The organism is Methylobacter sp. sgz302048, from assembly GCF_052162025.1.
In the GTDB taxonomy this organism is placed as follows: Bacteria; Pseudomonadota; Gammaproteobacteria; order Methylococcales; family Methylomonadaceae; genus Methylobacter.
This window is the reverse complement of the sequence record NZ_CP197401.1, coordinates 1,278,577-1,295,357: the sequence shown is the minus strand read 5'-3', so window position 1 is coordinate 1,295,357 and position 16,781 is coordinate 1,278,577. Positions and strand designations below refer to the sequence as shown.

Sequence of the window (16,781 nt, the reverse complement as noted above, 5' to 3'; positions counted from 1 at the left end):
CGCTTCTAGGCCAGTATTTTGAACTTTAACCCTGAATATTGCCTACCCAGACCGAACTCAGCTTAAGGATCTTCTTGACTTTCGCAGCGTACAAGGCCGCCTCATTCCTATTCTTAAAACCCCCTACACATAGCCTGTACCAGGTATCCCTGCCCACTTTGACATCAACTACGTCAACAGGAACGCCTTTTTTGCCAAATTCAGCCGCTTTGCTTTTGGCGTACCCTTCTTGCCTATAAGCGATCAGATTGACGGACCAGTCGGCTGTTGCATTATCTTTTCTTGATGCGCCTTTTTGAGGTTTGGTTTTTTTCGTCTTTGCAGAAGCGGACACTGGCTTGCTGATTTCTTCAACAGCCGGTTTTATGGTTTCAGTTCTCATAGCTTTCGGTTTGGCGGCTTGCACCGCCAGCGCTTTGCTTTCCATAACGGCCAGCCTGGCTTGCAAGTCTTTAAGCAGATCTTGCGCTTTCTCTTTTTCCGCTACATCTTCAGTAAGCTCATTTATCTCTGTTTCCGCTGATAATGGCGCCTTGCTCGACAACTGCGCCATGATGTCATCGACTCTCTGGTTCAACTGTTCAATAGCGGCCTTGATATCGTTCAGCTCATTATCGGAACTTTGTACAGAAGCCGTTCCAAGCGTACTAACGAGTTCGTTTAGCCTTGATGCCTCCTTTTTCGCATCATGGGCTATTAAGCCGAACCCAATTGCAGCCATCAATGCAGCACCGCCCAAAACCATGGCGATATAAGCGTAAACTCTTATGCTTTGAATTTTGCTTTCTAATTCAGCCTTCAGCATCTTCTGAAGCAGGCTAATGGAATCCTGATCGGAATTGGATGCACTCGATGCTGTCATGTCAGCATTATCAGATTCAAACCGGCCATCGTCACCGCGCCTCGGCCTTATTCCAGCCAAGACTTCATCCTGAGCGGCAGTGCGGATTTTATCAACATCAGGCCGATTTTTTAGACCGAAAAGTTCCGCATCCTCCAAAACGTCCCGGCCGGAAGGCGCATTAAAATTATTAAAAAGAATATTGTTATCCCTGTAGTCTTCAAATAATGCTTCCTCATACCCACTTTGATCCCCAGTCTTAACCGCCTGATGATCGGAAGCCTCAAACGCCTGTTCTTCAGAGTCATTAATCTCGAAAAAACTCTCGATTTCATCCGGCATTTCTTCATCTGAAGCGCTTGTTTCATCATCGATGATGATATCGACAAATGAGGCGTATTCTTCCTGTTCTTCAGCAAGCAAATCATCGCCAAACTCGTCAGCTTCATCCGACAAATCGATATCGTCAATCTGAGGATCGTCATTGTCGTCTGCCTGATACAACGCCTCTGAATCGAAATCCTCTGCCAGAAGCAATCTGTCAATGGCATCCTCTTCGTCTTCCCGGTCATTTGATGAAACCTGAGAAGACTTTACTTTATCCAGCATGGCATCTAACTCATCATAAAAGTCATTAAGGCTGTTTTTGCGGTTATTATTTGCTGGATCTGCCATATTCACGTCCTTTGGTGGGGATAAAGATAACCATAAAATCTGAATCAGTATCGATGCTTGCCGATTTGAAAAAAAATTTCTTTATTTTAAGGTCAATAAAACTTAATGTTCATAAAGTTTCGCTCATTTGATGTTAAACTTTCAAATAAAACTTTATAAGAACAATATGCAACTAGCTATCACTGCTTTAGGCGACAACCAGATTAATTTTATTGCAGAAATATTACCCGCCATACGCGACTGTAAATGCAATATTCTCGAGATAAGATCTTCCCGCCTGGCCCAGTCTACAGCCGCCTATATGCTTGTTCAAGGAAACTGGAACTACATTGCCAAACTCGAAAGTTCATTAGACGCCATCCAGAAGCGTCTTGAGATTCAAATTCATAAATTACGCCTGGAAAACAAAGAAAAAAGCTGTGATTACGTACCTTATTCGTTAGAAACCATATCGCTTGACCGCGACAATGTAATGGAATCCATTACGACTTTCCTTTTTGACCGCGATATCAGCATTGAGGAAATATCCGGCAGTTGCTATCAGGCGCCCTATATTCAAACCTCCGTATTCTCCACCAAATTTGTCATACTGATCCCGCCGCATCTGCACCTGCTGTCGCTGCGCGAGGAATTCCTGGACTTCTGCGATCAGTTAAACATTGATTCAATCCTTGAACCCATAAAACGATAGGCCCTGAAATGACGACACTCAGCATAGGCCATCCTGTGCCTGATTTTGAGGTTCCGTCTACCGGCGGAAAAACTTTCAAATTATCGGACTATCGCGGCAACTATGTTGTCCTTTATTTTTACCCCAAAGACAACACGCCGGGCTGCACACAGGAAGGCCAGCATTTCCGCGACAATATCCAAAAATTCAATGCCTTCAATGCGGTCGTAGTAGGCGTATCGCGCGACACCCTCCGCGTCCACGAGGGTTTTAAATGTAAGCAGGCATTCCCTTTTGACCTGCTATCGGATCAAGATGAAGCACTTTGCCGATTGTTTGATGTCATAAAAATGAAAACCCTTTACGGCAAGGAGGTCCGCGGCATCGAACGCAGTACTTTCCTTATCGATCCGCAAGGACTGCTTGCCCGTGAATGGCGCAAAGTAAAAGTCAAAACACACATAGAAGAAGTGTTGCAAGCATTGATGGAACTCACAGGAAATCAGCAATGAACATTCAAACATCGCCGGACAAAAAGTTATTTGTTTTAGATACCAATGTGCTGATGCACGATCCGACCGCTATCTTTCGCTTTCAGGAACACGACATTTTTATCCCGATGATTGTACTGGAAGAACTGGATCATTCCAAAAAAGGCCTGACCGAAGTTGCCCGCAACGTCAGACAGGTCAGCCGCTTCCTGGATGAACTGATCCGCGATGCCAGCCCGCAAACTATCAATGACGGCCTGCCCTTATCGCGCATAGAACATGGCTTGGCGGAAGGCGTTGAAAGCCAAGGACGCCTGTATTTCCAAACCAGCGCCATGACGGCACTGTTGCCGGACAGCATGCCCGGCAATATCGCCGATAACTCTATCCTGCGTATTGTTTTGGCGCTCAAAAGAGAATTGCCCGACACCAAAGTCATTCTGGTCTCCAAAGACATCAATATGCGCATCAAGGCAGCGACTTTGGAACTGCCCGCCGAGGATTACCATAACGACCAAACGCTGGAAGACATCGACCTGTTATACAGCGGCGTCAAAGCACTGGACAGCAATTTCTGGGAAAAGCATGGCGCGAAAATGGAATCCTGGCAGGAAAAAGACCGCACTTTTTATAAACTGGAAAATCCGCTGGTCGCCGAATGGTACCCCAATCAGTACTTATATATAGAAGATGAATCCAATTTTGAAGCCATCGTCAGATCCGTGGAAGGTCAGGTGGCCGTATTGGAACTGGCGAGAGACTATCGCTCCAAACACAATAATGTCTGGGGCATTACGGCAAGAAACCGCGAACAGAACTTCGCCCTTAATGTATTGCTGGACCCGGACATCGATTTTGTCACCTTGTTGGGCACGGCAGGCACCGGTAAAACCTTACTGGCTTTAGCCGCGGGCCTGACCATGACCATAGAGCACAAAGCCTATCATGAAATCGTTATGACGCGCGAAACCATTCCGGTCGGCGAAGATATCGGCTTCCTGCCCGGCACCGAAGAAGAAAAAATGGCGCCGTGGATGGGGGCATTGATCGATAACCTTGAACTGCTCGGCAGCCGCTCCGGGCAAACCGAATGGGAACAAGGCGCATCCACGAATATGATCATGAACCGGGTCAAGATCAGATCGCTAAACTTCATGCGCGGCCGAACATTCCTGAACCGCTTCCTGATTATAGACGAGGCGCAGAACCTGACCTCCAAGCAGATGAAAACCCTTATAACGCGCGCAGGCCCCGGCACAAAAATTGTCTGTGTCGGCAATCTTGGACAAATAGATACGCCCTACTTAACCGCGACCACGTCCGGATTAACTTATGTGGTGGACCGCTTCAAAACCTGGCCGCATGGTGCGCACATCACCCTGCGCCGGGGCGAACGCTCGCGCCTGGCCGATTACGCATCGGATATATTGTAAAGCCGGCAGAAGGGATCAAGGCGAATGAATAAATTCGCCTTGATCCTGAATTTTAGTAAACGTTATTGTCGCTGTTATCGCCAAGGCGCGGCCAGGCCGTCAGCACGGCTTTAACGACTGTGGCCAGCGGAATTGCGAAAAATACGCCCCAAAACCCCCATAAGCCGCCAAAAAACAGGATCGCCACGATAATCGCTATCGGATGTAAATTAACCGCTTCGGAAAATAAGAACGGCACAAGAAACACGCCATCCAATGCCTGAATGACTGAATAGACTACCACGACATACATAAAGTCATCGCCAGCCAGTCCCCATTGAAAGTAAGCCACGCCCAAGACCGGAAAAGTCACCAGCGTAGCGCCTACATACGGAATAATGACCGACAAGCCCATCAGCACAGCCAGCAACATGGCGTAATTCAGGCCCATCGTAGAAAACGTAACATAACTGGCCGACCACAGAATAAAAACTTCGGCAAATTTTCCACGTATATAATTGCCTATCTGTATGTCGACCTCCTGCCATACGCTCTCGGTTAAATGCCGATCCCTGGGCATGAACTGCAATAGCCAGTCCACCAGCACTTTTTTATCCTTTAAAAAGAAAAAAACCATTAGCGGCACCAGAAACAGATAAACCATGGCACTGACCAGACTCATCACAGACGCGGCCGACATCGACAGCATATTCTGACCATACGTCAACAGTTCCCGCTGAACGACAAGCATCATTTCCCTGACTCTATGTTCCGAAATGAATTGCGGATACCTTTCAGGCAGGCGCATGATGCCATCCTGCACCTGGTTGATGATCAGTGGAATATGCTGAACAAGCTCTACGGCCTGCTGTGACACTATCGGCATCAAATAGAACAGCAAAAATCCCAAACATGCCATGAATCCGGAAAACACCAGATAGACCGCCGGCAGCCGCGGCACATGCATACTCTCAGCCTTACTGACCAGTCCTTCAAGCAAGTAAGCCAATACAATGGAAGCGAAAACCGGCATCAACAAACCGGATAATGAATAAATCAGCACAAAGCTGACGATTAAAATAACTGCCAACGCAATTGCTTGAGAATTGGGCAGAAAACGCTTGAAACCGTCTCGAAAGAAACTTGAATTCACAAATGGGGGTTGGGTTGTCATAAATAACGACGCATTTTTATAATAGTTATTAGCTTTATTCTACATCCAATAAACCATTAGACCTATGATGATTTTGGGGATGAGATGCTTAAAAGGATACCTATCGCCCAACCCGATGTATGCTCGGCCGCCATCAAGGCGGCAGAATGTTATTTACCTCATCAAATAGCTGATCCAGCGCATTACTCATCTCGGTATCCACGGTTATCGTGCAATTCAGTTCATCGGCAGACAGCGGCTGCGCCGACACAAGCTGCTTTTTCAGCACGTCCAAAGTCGCTTCGGACGCGTCATTCATCAATTGCCGCCGCTGTTCTATGCGCCTGTATAATTCCTGCTCGGAGGCTTTAAAATCAATAATCAGAAATGGTACGCCGCAATCACTTGCCAGATTTCGAAATTGCTCACGCAGTGAAGCTTGGATAAAGGTCGCGTCGACAATCACCGTAAAGCCCGCTTCGATCACGGCTTTAGCCAGTTCGGACAGACGCTGGAAAGTCCGGCGCCCCGCCTCTTGCGTATAAAGGCCCTGATCGACGCCGCTATCAGTCGCCTCCAGCATCCGGTAACCGAACAGCCTCTTGCGCTCGATATCGGAACGGATCTGTATCGCGCCCAGCCGCTCAACCAACTGGCTGGCCAGCGTGGACTTTCCCGATCCGGAATAGCCATGGGTAATGATCAATGCGGCCTTGCCCTCTTTAGTAAAGCGCTCGGCCAGATCCGCATAAACGGCATACTCGGCGCGTGCCTGCAGGCAAACGGCCTCATCATTGCGCTGCTGCGCCATCCGCAGCATCGTCACTTTAGCGCGCACCATGGCGCGATAGACCAGATAGTAACGCAACAGCGCCAGGCCGGAATAATCGCCCGTGTAATGCAGATAATGATTGAGAAAACGATAAGCCAGACGTTCATGCCCGGCATGCAGCAGATCAATGAACAAAAAGGCTATCTCGCTCATGACGTCGATCCAGCGCAGTGTCGGATTGAACTCAATGCAATCGAACGGCGTGACCTTGCCGTCGATCAGGGTAATATTGTTCAGGTGCAGATCGCCGTGGCATTCGCGCACATAACCCTGCCGCTTGCGCACTTGCATCAGGCTGGCCTTGCAGCGCCATTGCGCATCGCCCCATGCCAGGATCAATTCAAGCTGGCGCAATTGTCGCTCATCGGTCAGCAACGGCTTGACCGTGTCGAGGTTCTCCAGAAACCATTTTTGAATCACCTCACTGTCGCCATAAGCGGAGTCTTCATCTGCCCGTTCAACGGATTCATGAAACTCGGCAATCAGCCGGGCTGTCTGATCGATCTCATCGGCCTTGAGCCTCCCGTCCGCAGCCCGCTCGCTCAGCAGTTGCCCGGCAGGAAACTGCACCATCCTGACGGCATATTCGAAGGCCTGGCCTGTGCCGGCCAGCTGCGGATGCTCCGGCGTTCCTGTTATAGCAACAACATCGAGATACAGTTCCGGCGCCAGGCGGCGATTAAGCCTTATCTCCTCCTCACAGCAAAATCGCCGCCGCTCCAGTGTTGAAAAATCCAGAAAACCGAAATCAACCGGTTTTTTGACTTTGTACACATAGTCTCCTGTCAGCAATAACCAGGAAATATGCGTTTCAACCAGCCTGACCGAAGCAACTGCATGCGGATAGGCATCGGCCTTGCATAATGACTGGATCAGCGGCGGATGAAGGGCATCTCCTTCCCTGGTTGGCTCATGACGCTTTTCGTCTGATTCATTGTTCATGCTATACCTCTGCCGTTTTAGTATGGCAAAAAATTTGTAGATGACCTTAAGAGTACCAGATCTTCCTAGAGTTGCCGCCAACCTGAAATGGCGAGTTTATTGATTCGTCTCATGGCGGCATTTGAACAGCGCCGCCGATACTATGCCATCAACAGAAAACGAGGTGACCCATGAAGGCGATCAATAGAGCCGTCTCTATAAGCTCGATTTTTTTGGCTTGCTGTTTTTATACCATTCCGGCCTTTCCGGCTGAAGGAGGACAGTCCATGACCATGACGCTGAAGTCTCCCGATTTTAACCATCAGGGCGAAATCCCCAAGCAATCTACATGCGATGGCGCTGATGTTTCACCGGCACTGGCCTGGTCGGACATTCCGCCAAACACAAAGTCGCTAGCATTAATCATCGACGACCCCGATGCGCCCGACCCGGCCGCGCCTAAAATGACCTGGGTTCACTGGGTGCTTTACAACATCCCGCCGACAGCTTCCGAATTGCCGCAAGGTGTCGCTCCAAGCGCCTTGCCGACCGGCACGCTGCAAGGCAAGAACGACTGGAAACGCACCGGTTACGGCGGACCTTGCCCGCCCAAAGGCCGGCACCGTTATTTTCATAAGCTGTATGCCCTGGATATAGAACTGCCGGATATGCATTGGCCTGACAAAGCCCAGCTTGAGAAGGCGATGGCCAGTCATATCATCGGCCAGACGGAATTGATCGGTACTTATCAGCGTTAATAAACTGATGCGCAGATACATTCTTAAGGCGGCTATATCAACTGTAGGCGGGGTTGGTAAACCCAGCATTCGAGGCTCCCCATGCTGGGTTTGCCAACCCAACCTACAAGCCCTTTTTTGTCTCTCAATATGCCTGTTGTTGTGCGCCTGCTCGCGCCAGCAGACAGTCACGGCGCCTTATCCTTTCTGGGGGCAACCAGTCTACCTGAAGGTGGAGGGAAATGATGCCTGGCGGAGCATGCAGATCCTGAGACCGGCCGCGCCGGATGCCGCTCAAGGCTGCCTGCTGATCGTGCACGGCATGAATGAACATATCGGCCGCTATGGGCGTATAGCCGAACACTTCGCCGACCGTTTTATAGTAGTTGGCCTGGACCTGACGGCTCACGGGCTGAGCAATCCGGTATTATCACAAGCCCATGAAAGTATCACTGCCGGTGCGGCGGCTTATGATGCCAGTCATGCCTATCTCGAGCAGGCCCAATTCCGGGACCTGCAACCCATGCGCAACGATCTGGCATCTGCTCTGCATTACCTGTCCGATCAATGCCATAGCCGCGCCAGTTCCCGACTGACCTGCGGCATACACACCATCCCTGGCGATTGCCGCGCCAGTTCCCGGCTGGCTTGCGGCATACACGCCATCCCTGGCGATCGCCGCGCCAGTTCCCGACTGGCCTGCGGCATACACACCGTCCCTGGTGATAAACCGCTGCCCATATTTATTTTGTCCCACAGCATGAGCTCGCTGGTTGTCTCATCCTATCTGCTGCAAGCTGAAAACAAGGCATTAAGGGATCGAGTGAAAGGCGTTGTGCTCAGCGCCCCGGCCTTTTCTGTAACCGAAGTACCCGGCTGGCGCGGCTGGTTCCAAAACCCGATAGTCCGGTTTACTTTTCATACGCATGAACATTTTCTGAATCCGCAGGATGAGGCGTTGCCTCTCATGCTGTTCAACCAGCTGCTGGCCTTGATCAGCGTGCCGCTGCAAGATGGCATAATTGAATTATTTTCACTGCCGGGCATGCGCAACCTGTTTTCACCGACCGCGCCGGATTGGGTAAGGGATTATCTGACTGATTCTGAAGAGGAAAAACAAAAACTGAAGAATGATAAATACATAATACGGCAGTCCGTGCTCCGTTATGTGCTGGCGATTGAAAAGGAAATTATCCAGTTCAGGCACCAAATGGATCGATTCGACGCCCCTTACCTGCTTATTTATTCCGAAAACGATCCCATTACGCCGGCTTGGGGGAGCATTGATTTCGCAGCCGCTGCACGATCGAATCATCCTGACAACCGGCTCGTCCTGCTAGCCGGCATCAGCCACCACGAGCAGCTTTTTTCGTCCCCGCCGTTGCGCGAGCATATCCTGTCCGTTATCGATGACTGGCTGCAAAAACGCCTGACACGAAAATAATAGTTATGGTCTGAGATTTTTTTCACAAAGCAATTCTTTTCTGATCAAGCCGGCCAGATCCCTCAATTGCTCGGCAAACAGATCGATAAGATCGTCCATGGCCAAAATACCGATCAGGGCGCCCCCCGCATCAACCACAGGCAGACGCCGAATGCCTTTGCTGCACATTTTTTTGACAGTGTCGATCAGATCGTCATTCTCTCTGGCCACGACAAGATCTTCAGCCATAATGATGCCGACATCAACGGCATCGATATCGATATCCTTGGCGATGAGCTTAATCACGATATCCCTGTCGGTTACCATGCCTATCGGATAATTCAAGCCGTTACGGTTTTCGGCGACGATCACATTACCGACATGATACTCGCGCATAAGCTTTGCGGCCTCCGAGACAGAGGACTCCTTTTCAGTGATGACCACTTCACGATTACAAATTGTTCCTACTGACATAGCGCCTCCTAAATTTAAAGAAGCCTGAGCGACAGGGCATGAATCGTAATAATGACGGACTGGATAAAATTTATAATGATTTTGATCAACTCATTAAAAATACCCTTCATTTTGACAACAGGCCAACAATCGACACCGGAAGCCATAGTTCTCAGCCGGCAACTGCCGCATAGTTTGGTGCATCGGGCCCACATCATCTTGAATGCAGCCGCTGGCTATCACAATAAGATCACCGCCAAGGACCTCCATGGTCGCTATCGCCATACCGGTCACTTATCAGCGAGTTCCAGCAAGCGATCATCCCGGCAGAGTTCCGGCTTTCCCTGCAGATAGGATGAACTGGGGTCGATAACAAAGCGCCTGTTCATCGCGGTACGCCCGAGCAGCATGCGAAAGCGCATACTGTCGCGATTGGTCAGCGTCATTTCGGCCCTGATCAGCGAACACCCCAGCACAAGCTCGGTCTCTATGACGTAGCGCAGCTGCTTATGCCCGCCCGAGTCCGAAACCAGGCGACGGTCTTTGACCGGCGCATGACATTCAATCACCACGTCGGTCCTGAGCTGACTGGGATGAATGGCGAACATGACCCAGCGCTGCCCGCCTTTTCGATAAGGGTCTATAGTGAAAGCATGCAGGGCCGATGAACGGGCGCCGGTGTCGATTTTAGCCTTGATCTGTCCGATATTCAGTTCTGGCAGCGCCACCCATTCGCGCCAGCCCAGCATCGGTAAGTGTGTCGATAAATCTGTCATTATTTATCTTTGCCTGGAGATCTATTATCGGTTTAGAGTTATGCTTGTAGCCTGTCGAATCCTTCGATTCGCTCCGATTGCCGGAAAACATTATGCTTGAATATACGGATTATATAAAAATATTTGTCGCCTTATTTGCCGTGGTCGATCCGATAGGCATGATTCCTATTATCGCCGCGTTAACCTCTAACACGAAGGAAACCGAACTCAGAACCATCGAAAAAACCGTCGTGATAACGGTCACGACGATTCTGCTGCTGGCGCTCTTTCTGGGCGAAGGCCTGCTTCGATTTTTCGGCATCAGCCTCAATTCATTCCGGGTCAGCGGCGGCATTTTGCTGATGCTGATGGCGCTTTCCATGCTGCAGGCTAAAATCAGCGAAACCGTGCACACCAAAAAGGAAGCCAAAGAAGGCGAAGCCAAACAATCCATTGCCGTGGTGCCTTTGTCGATGCCGCTTCTGGCCGGGCCGGGCGCCATCAGCACGGTCATCCTGTATTCGCACCGGGGCACCGATATCAATCATTACTTGTTCATGAGCCTGGATATCATTGCCGTCATGATAATTTTATGGATCGTGCTGAGAACGACTCCCTGGCTGGTCCGGCATATCAGCCAAACCGGCATCAACATATTCATACGGCTAATGGGGCTGATTCTTTCGGCGCTGGCTGTTGAATTTATCGCCAGCGGCCTGAAAGGCTTGTTCCCGGCATTGGCTGGCTGAAACCTGCAATACTGCTCACCTGATTATTTTTTATCATGTCTGAATCATTAAGTTATTCGTCTGAAAAATCCGGCCTGCCGTCTGGATCGCTTGTGCATGTCGGCGAAGTGCACATGGTTGAAAACCGAATCACGGTTGTGGATTACAATAAATCCATGCTCGAAAAGCGCATCGTCAAATCGATCGACGACATTCTGCCGTATAAAGATACCGATACGGTAACCTGGGTTAATATCGAAGGTCTGACAGACGTTTCGGCCATCGAGGCTATCGGCAGACATTTCGGTATTCATGCACTGGTGCTTGAAGATATCCTCAATACCCATCAACGGCCCAAATTCGAGGATTATGAGGACTATCTGTATATCGTCCTGAAAGCCCTGTCCCTCAGTGACGACGTATTTGACGTGGCCTATGAACAGGTCAGCTTATTGGTCCTCGACAAATTCGTTTTTTCTTTCAAGGAAAAACCCGACGCTATATTCGATCCGATTCTGGCCCAGCTCAACAATGAGAAAGGCCGCTTGCGCAATTTCGGCACGGATTACCTGGCTTACGTGATCATGGATACTGTCGTTGATGAGTATTTCACCCTGCAGGATAAGCTCGATGAGCTGATTGAAACCGTCGAGGATGAATTGCTGTCATCGCCCTCGGCAAAAACGCTGGCGACCATACAGATCATCAAGCGCGAATTGATTTTCTTGCGCAGAAGCGTCTCGCCGCTGCGGGAATTATTGGCCGGCATACAACGTAGCGAGTCGGATTTGCTGCATGACCGCACCAAGCGCTATTTCGGCGATGTCTATGACCATGCTATACGCGTCATCGAAGCCATGGAATCCTGCCGCGATCTGATCGCCGGCATGATGGACATTTACTTGTCCAGCGTCAGCAACAAAATGAACGAGACCATGAAAGTCCTGACCGTGTTCGCCACGATATTCATTCCATTGACTTTCATTGCCGGCGTCTACGGCATGAACTTCGAGTATATGCCGGAACTGAAATGGAAGTGGGCTTATCCGGCCCTTTGGGGCGTCTTTATCGCCATCTCGGTCTTTCTGCTCGGCTACTTTAAGAAGAAAAACTGGCTTTAGCCAAACCGGTTCCGCTGATGCCGGAACCGGTATCTCTAATAAATTAGTGATGGCAACCGGCGCCGTGCACATGCCCGTGCGCGAGTTCGTCCTGTGTTGCGGGCCTGACCGCTACGACTTCAACGTCGAAATTCAACGCTTCGCCGGCCAGCGGGTGGTTGCCGTCGATGGTAATGTCATCGCCATCGACATCGACCACTGTGACAATGCCCGGACCTGAGCTGACATCGGCATGAAACTGCATGCCGACTTCAACCGTGTCTATGCCTTCGAACATCGCCCGAGGGAGAACCTGGACCATATCGTCTTCATGCTCGCCGTAAGCATCCGCCGGTTCGATGTGGACATTGAATTTGTCCCCTGCCGATTTACCCGTCAAGGCTTTTTCCAAGCCAGGAATAATGTTCCCCATGCCATGCAGGTAAACCAACGGCTCATCCCCAACTGAACTGTCCAACTCCTCGCCGGCATCATTGGTCAAAGTGTAGTGAATAGAAACAGCCATATTGTCTGCTACTTGCATGTTGAAACCTTTTTCGTGAATTAAAAGGTGGCTATCATATCGATTTATCGAGCATTTGTCTGGAAAAATAAGCGACAAAGCCAAAATCCTATGATTGAAATCAGCCATGAGGAATTCTTACATATCACGCTGGCGGCCGCCTCAATCACAGGCAAAATGCGTAAATCCTGCACCATTTTCCTTCGATGGCAAATCTTGAGCTTGCGGACAGGTTAAGGGTTACCTAAACTATGCCGGCCGCCACTTCATTTCCAGCGTCTATAATGAAATCAACTGCCAAAATCATCGTCGGCTTGGCCGCGACAGGATTCCTCTTCGCCTGCTCCGGGCACAAGCCTGCCTCTCCTACGGCCAGCGCCACGGTCGTCAAACCGCAGACTCAAGCTGCGAGGAAAACTCATGACATCCCGCTCAGCAAGCTGCCCGGCCAACGGACCGTGCAGGATGTTCTGCAAACTTATGGCGCTTATGCAACGAGCAAACTCAAACCCTATTTCGACAAGGCGAAGGTGGCCTATCCGCCCCGGGAAGTGACGTTCATCGCCTTGAAACAGGAAATGAAGCTGGAGCTCTGGGCCAGAGACAGCGGCGAGTTCCGCCTCATCCGCAATTATCGCATCCGCGCCGCCAGCGGTGTGCCCGGCCCCAAGCTACGTCAAGGCGACATGCAGGTGCCGGAGGGCGTTTACCGGATCGCCGGACTGAACCCGAACAGCCATTTCCACTTGTCGATGAAATTAAATTACCCCAACGAATTCGACCTCTTCCATGCATGGCAAGAAGGACGCTCTGATCCGGGGTCGGATATTTTTATCCATGGCAAAGCCAATTCCCTCGGCTGCCTGGCCATGGAAGATGAAACGATAGAGGAACTTTTCGTCCTGACCGCACACACGGGCGCCGAAAATGTGAAAGTTGTGATTGCCCCGCATGACCCCAGAATTTTCCCTCTGAAGGCTGACATCGAAGGCCTCCCGGCCTGGACTCCGGAGCTCTATTCGCGGATCTCCCGCGAAATTAGAGCCCTGTCGCCTGGATCGAAGCCGGTGGCTGCCGCCAGACTGTGATCATCCAGTCTGGCTTGTTGGAATCGAAAAAAACCGACCCGGGAGTCGCTCGCCAATTTCCAATTAGCGGCTGGTTATTTTGATTTGAGATAATCAATCAAGACTTACGCAAGCCTGTGGGCGCTCTAGGCGAAGCCGCCCTCACAAGTTTTAAAATCGCTTGTTTCGGCGGTTGAACAGGCGAACTGCGTAAGTCCTGATAAAGCTATTTCCGGCCAACAGCCTCAATCAAAAGGTTTATATTGAATTGCATTGATAATCCACTCCTTTCTCCCTTCAGGGGTAATAACCACTATCTCATCATCAACTGATTTTCCAATAAGGGCTCTGGCCATAGGCGAATTTATGCTAATCGCCTTTTTATGTGGATCAAATTCATCTGAGCCAACTATTCGATAATGAACGATTTCCCCCGCCTCATTTTCAAGCTCCACCCAGGCTCCAAAAAATACTTTACCTTCTTGCTGGGGTGAGTAATCAACAACTTTTAAAACGTCCAACCGCTTGGTAAGAAAACGGATTCGACGATCTATTTCTCTTAACCGTCGCTTCCCTTCCTTGTATTCGGCATTTTCTGATCGATCGCCATGTGCTGCAGCTTCTGTGACGGATTGCGTTACCGCTCTGCGCTCTATCCGCCAAAGATAATCCAGCTCGTTTTCCAACTGAGTTCTTCCTTCACGAGTTATCAGATTATTTCTAGAAGTCATTGTTTTTTATGATTGATTTACTTCAATAATTTATATGAATATTAATTTTTAGGCCGTGATTATCGAAACCTGGTGGCGCAAGCGCCTGCCGTCGCTGTACGCAATAGCTTGTCAGCCTTGAGTGCATTTTTATGTGATGCTGCAAGTGTCAAACTGTTTCGATCTCAGCCTCACTCTGAAATTCCTGCACAGTACAGGCCGCCTCGAAGTTGCGGACCTCGAACAGCGCCTCGCTCAGGCTCATCTCGTTGGCTTCCAGGAGCTTGCCGACCAGATGCTCGGTCAGCGGCTTGAGCTTAGCCAGCACGGCCTTGGTTTCGCCATACATGCGCTCGCTCTGCGCTTCCATGATGCTGCGCGTTTCCTCGTCCACTTCGCGGCTCTCGCGGGAAAGCGCGCCGAAGTTCAGGCGGGTCTTGCGGTACATGCCCATTTCGCCCACGGCGTGGTGCAGCAACTGCGTCACGCGGGTGATGTCGTTGTGCGCGCCGTTGGTCGTGCCATCTTCGCCAAAGAACAGTTCCTCATTGGCCATACCCCCCAGCAGCACGCGCACATCATGCTCGATGTCGCCCTTGGTCTTGAGCAGGTTGGTCCCCTGCTTGTGGAAGACAAAGCCCAAGGCGTTGGTGCGCGGGTTGGCCTTGAGCGAAATCTTGATGGTCTTCATGTCGGCCAGGATCTGCTCCCAGTTGTCGTTGGTCAGCTGGCGTTCGCGCTCGAGGTCCACCAGGAAGTGGCCCCATTCGTGCACGGCGATGATGCGGCGGTCGCGTTCGCGCTCTTTCGTGGTGTTGGTGTTAACGTTGCCCACCAGTACGCGCTCGGCGGCCTGCATCAGGGTATCGGCGCCGATCATGCAGCCCGTCTTCACGGCCGTGATGCCCGCCTGGTTAACGATGGTCTCCAGGTCCGCCGGGCTGCGGCCTTCTGTCACTTCCACCAGATGGCGCAGGTCCAGGTCGGGCAGCACCTTGTCGGCCCGCTGGTCCAGGTAGTGGCCGAAGATGGCCAGCCGTTCCGCCCGGTTGGGCATGCGGAAATCCACCTTCATCTGGAAGCGACGCAGCATGGCCTCGTCCATCTCCATGGTTTCGCTGTTGAAATTGCTGGCCACGATCCAGATGATCTCGGCTTCGTTCTTGCTGCGCACGCCATCCAGCACGGACAGAAACGTGTTCGCGGTGTCGTCGTCAAACTTGCGGCGGCCGCCGCGTTTCATGAACAGATCCTGCGCCTCGTCCAGGAAGACGATGCAGCGCTTGCGCCGCTTGGCCATGGCTACGATGCGGCTGAGCGTGTTCGAGCCGCCGGATACGAACCCCGTTTCCAGGTTGGCTGCGGAGTGGAACAGGATGGGCAGCTGCAGCTCCTTGGCCAGATAACTGGCCAGCTTGGTCTTGCCGGTACCGGCCGGGCCGCTGAACATCACATTGAAGGGCTTGAATATGCCGTATTCGGCATATTCCGCGCGGCGTTCATACTGATCCTTGATCTGCGCCACTTCGGCCTTGATGTCATCCATACCCACCAGATCGTCGATGGAGCCGTCCACCTGTGCCGGTTCGATGAACTTGAGCGACTTGTGCTGGCTCTTGAGCTGGAAGTACAGGAAGCCCAGCACGCCGAGCGTCAGCACGACCGACAGCATACCGGTGACGCCGGCCTTCAAGTCGTCATTCTGGGACTGCGGGCGGGCACTGGCAAAACGCTGGTCCAGGAGCTCGAACAATTCAAGACTGCTGGGATCGAGCTCTGCACGCGGTATGAAGGCAAGCTTGCCGCCCCACGGCGCAGTGACAGCCTTGTCGGCGAAGATCTTGGCCTCCATGTCGCTGGGGTAATACGCATGCAGTTTGCCCTGCGATTCAACCAGGATGATGCGCTCCGATACGTTCCACAGCAATGGCTCGTAAACCACGGTGATGCGCTCGACCGGGTTCGCTTCCAAAAAACTCAATACTGAACCGGTACCGAACACTACGGGCAGCTTGTCGTTGAGCGTCCACGCCGCCTCGTCCGTCGTCATGCTCTTGACCTGCTCGGCCACGACGGCCTGTTTCTGGATGAGCGTGAACGAATAGATGCCGGTGACGGGGATCAGGAGGGCAACGGCCAGCACCGTCAGCTTGACGGCCGCCGATTGGATTACAAACCAGTCCTGCAGCCGGCCGGCAGCCTTCTTGATGGCGAGCCTAAGACGCGTTGCGGCCGGAGCCGCATCGCTGGATTTCGACAAATCTGACATGAAAGTACCTCAAAGCGGGCG

16 protein-coding genes are annotated in these 16,781 nt (G+C 51.3%); 8 read left to right on the top strand and 8 right to left on the bottom strand.

The window, feature by feature from the left end; translation table 11 throughout:
• Window positions 1-25 precede the first annotated feature (25 nt).
• Window positions 26-1,516 carry an SPOR domain-containing protein gene (locus ACTNE6_RS06215; RefSeq protein WP_442499003.1) on the bottom strand — a complete coding sequence of 497 codons (1,491 nt, stop codon included), beginning with the start codon at window positions 1,514-1,516 and terminating at the stop codon, window positions 26-28.
• A 130-nt stretch (window positions 1,517-1,646) separates the two neighbouring features.
• On the opposite strand from ACTNE6_RS06215, the gene ACTNE6_RS06210 reads away from it, so the two are divergent.
• The 3 genes from ACTNE6_RS06210 to ACTNE6_RS06200 are packed head-to-tail and all read left to right on the top strand — an operon-like array spanning window position 1,647 to window position 4,110.
• Window positions 1,647-2,207, top strand: coding sequence for a glycine cleavage system protein R (locus ACTNE6_RS06210; RefSeq protein ID WP_434483178.1), 561 nt, complete (start codon window positions 1,647-1,649; stop codon window positions 2,205-2,207).
• 8 nt (window positions 2,208-2,215) lie between these two features.
• Complete coding sequence (locus ACTNE6_RS06205; RefSeq protein ID WP_434483177.1) at window positions 2,216-2,698, top strand: peroxiredoxin; 483 nt, start codon at window positions 2,216-2,218, stop codon at window positions 2,696-2,698.
• Window positions 2,695-4,110 carry a PhoH family protein gene (locus ACTNE6_RS06200; protein WP_442499002.1) on the top strand — a complete coding sequence of 472 codons (1,416 nt, stop codon included), beginning with the start codon at window positions 2,695-2,697 and terminating at the stop codon, window positions 4,108-4,110. The genes ACTNE6_RS06205 and ACTNE6_RS06200 overlap by 4 nt, the downstream gene beginning before the upstream one ends.
• Before the next feature lie 52 nt (window positions 4,111-4,162).
• On the opposite strand, the gene ACTNE6_RS06195 is transcribed toward ACTNE6_RS06200, so the two are convergent.
• Together ACTNE6_RS06195 and ACTNE6_RS06190 are read right to left on the bottom strand one after the other, a co-directional pair.
• Window positions 4,163-5,263 carry an AI-2E family transporter gene (locus tag ACTNE6_RS06195; RefSeq protein ID WP_194968708.1) on the bottom strand — a complete coding sequence of 367 codons (1,101 nt, stop codon included), beginning with the start codon at window positions 5,261-5,263 and terminating at the stop codon, window positions 4,163-4,165.
• 133 nt (window positions 5,264-5,396) lie between these two features.
• A complete protein-coding gene (locus ACTNE6_RS06190) occupies window positions 5,397-7,016 on the bottom strand; it encodes an AAA family ATPase (RefSeq protein ID WP_442499001.1) in 1,620 nt (539 codons plus the stop codon).
• Between the two features lie 170 nt (window positions 7,017-7,186).
• Between ACTNE6_RS06190 and ACTNE6_RS06185 the strand changes: the two genes are divergently transcribed.
• Together ACTNE6_RS06185 and ACTNE6_RS06180 are read left to right on the top strand one after the other, a co-directional pair.
• Window positions 7,187-7,753 carry a YbhB/YbcL family Raf kinase inhibitor-like protein gene (locus tag ACTNE6_RS06185; RefSeq protein ID WP_442499000.1) on the top strand — a complete coding sequence of 189 codons (567 nt, stop codon included), beginning with the start codon at window positions 7,187-7,189 and terminating at the stop codon, window positions 7,751-7,753.
• 238 nt (window positions 7,754-7,991) lie between these two features.
• A complete protein-coding gene (locus tag ACTNE6_RS06180; protein ID WP_442498999.1) occupies window positions 7,992-9,176 on the top strand; it encodes a serine aminopeptidase domain-containing protein in 1,185 nt (394 codons plus the stop codon).
• Window positions 9,177-9,179: 3 nt separating this feature from the next.
• Here the strand turns inward: ACTNE6_RS06180 and ACTNE6_RS06175 are convergent, their stop codons facing one another.
• Both ACTNE6_RS06175 and ACTNE6_RS06170 read right to left on the bottom strand, forming a co-directional pair.
• Window positions 9,180-9,629, bottom strand: a complete 450-nt coding sequence (locus tag ACTNE6_RS06175) for a CBS domain-containing protein (protein ID WP_442498998.1) — start codon at window positions 9,627-9,629, stop codon at window positions 9,180-9,182.
• A gap of 269 nt (window positions 9,630-9,898) precedes the next feature.
• On the bottom strand, window positions 9,899-10,384 hold the full coding sequence (locus tag ACTNE6_RS06170; protein ID WP_442498997.1) for an ATP-dependent zinc protease family protein: 486 nt from the start codon (window positions 10,382-10,384) through the stop codon (window positions 9,899-9,901).
• A gap of 92 nt (window positions 10,385-10,476) precedes the next feature.
• Between ACTNE6_RS06170 and ACTNE6_RS06165 the strand changes: the two genes are divergently transcribed.
• Both ACTNE6_RS06165 and corA read left to right on the top strand, forming a co-directional pair.
• On the top strand, window positions 10,477-11,112 hold the full coding sequence (locus ACTNE6_RS06165; RefSeq protein WP_442498996.1) for a YchE family NAAT transporter: 636 nt from the start codon (window positions 10,477-10,479) through the stop codon (window positions 11,110-11,112).
• Between the two features lie 35 nt (window positions 11,113-11,147).
• A complete protein-coding gene (gene corA, locus ACTNE6_RS06160) occupies window positions 11,148-12,212 on the top strand; it encodes a magnesium/cobalt transporter CorA (protein ID WP_442498995.1) in 1,065 nt (354 codons plus the stop codon).
• 43 nt (window positions 12,213-12,255) lie between these two features.
• On the opposite strand, the gene ACTNE6_RS06155 is transcribed toward corA, so the two are convergent.
• Window positions 12,256-12,735, bottom strand: coding sequence for an FKBP-type peptidyl-prolyl cis-trans isomerase (locus ACTNE6_RS06155; RefSeq protein ID WP_442498994.1), 480 nt, complete (start codon window positions 12,733-12,735; stop codon window positions 12,256-12,258).
• 263 nt (window positions 12,736-12,998) lie between these two features.
• On the opposite strand from ACTNE6_RS06155, the gene ACTNE6_RS06150 reads away from it, so the two are divergent.
• On the top strand, window positions 12,999-13,802 hold the full coding sequence (locus ACTNE6_RS06150) for a L,D-transpeptidase family protein (protein ID WP_442498993.1): 804 nt from the start codon (window positions 12,999-13,001) through the stop codon (window positions 13,800-13,802).
• A 224-nt stretch (window positions 13,803-14,026) separates the two neighbouring features.
• Here the strand turns inward: ACTNE6_RS06150 and greB are convergent, their stop codons facing one another.
• Complete coding sequence (gene greB / locus ACTNE6_RS06145; protein WP_442498992.1) at window positions 14,027-14,512, bottom strand: transcription elongation factor GreB; 486 nt, start codon at window positions 14,510-14,512, stop codon at window positions 14,027-14,029.
• A gap of 148 nt (window positions 14,513-14,660) precedes the next feature.
• A complete protein-coding gene (locus tag ACTNE6_RS06140) occupies window positions 14,661-16,760 on the bottom strand; it encodes an AAA family ATPase (protein ID WP_442498991.1) in 2,100 nt (699 codons plus the stop codon).
• Window positions 16,761-16,781: the final 21 nt, after the last annotated feature.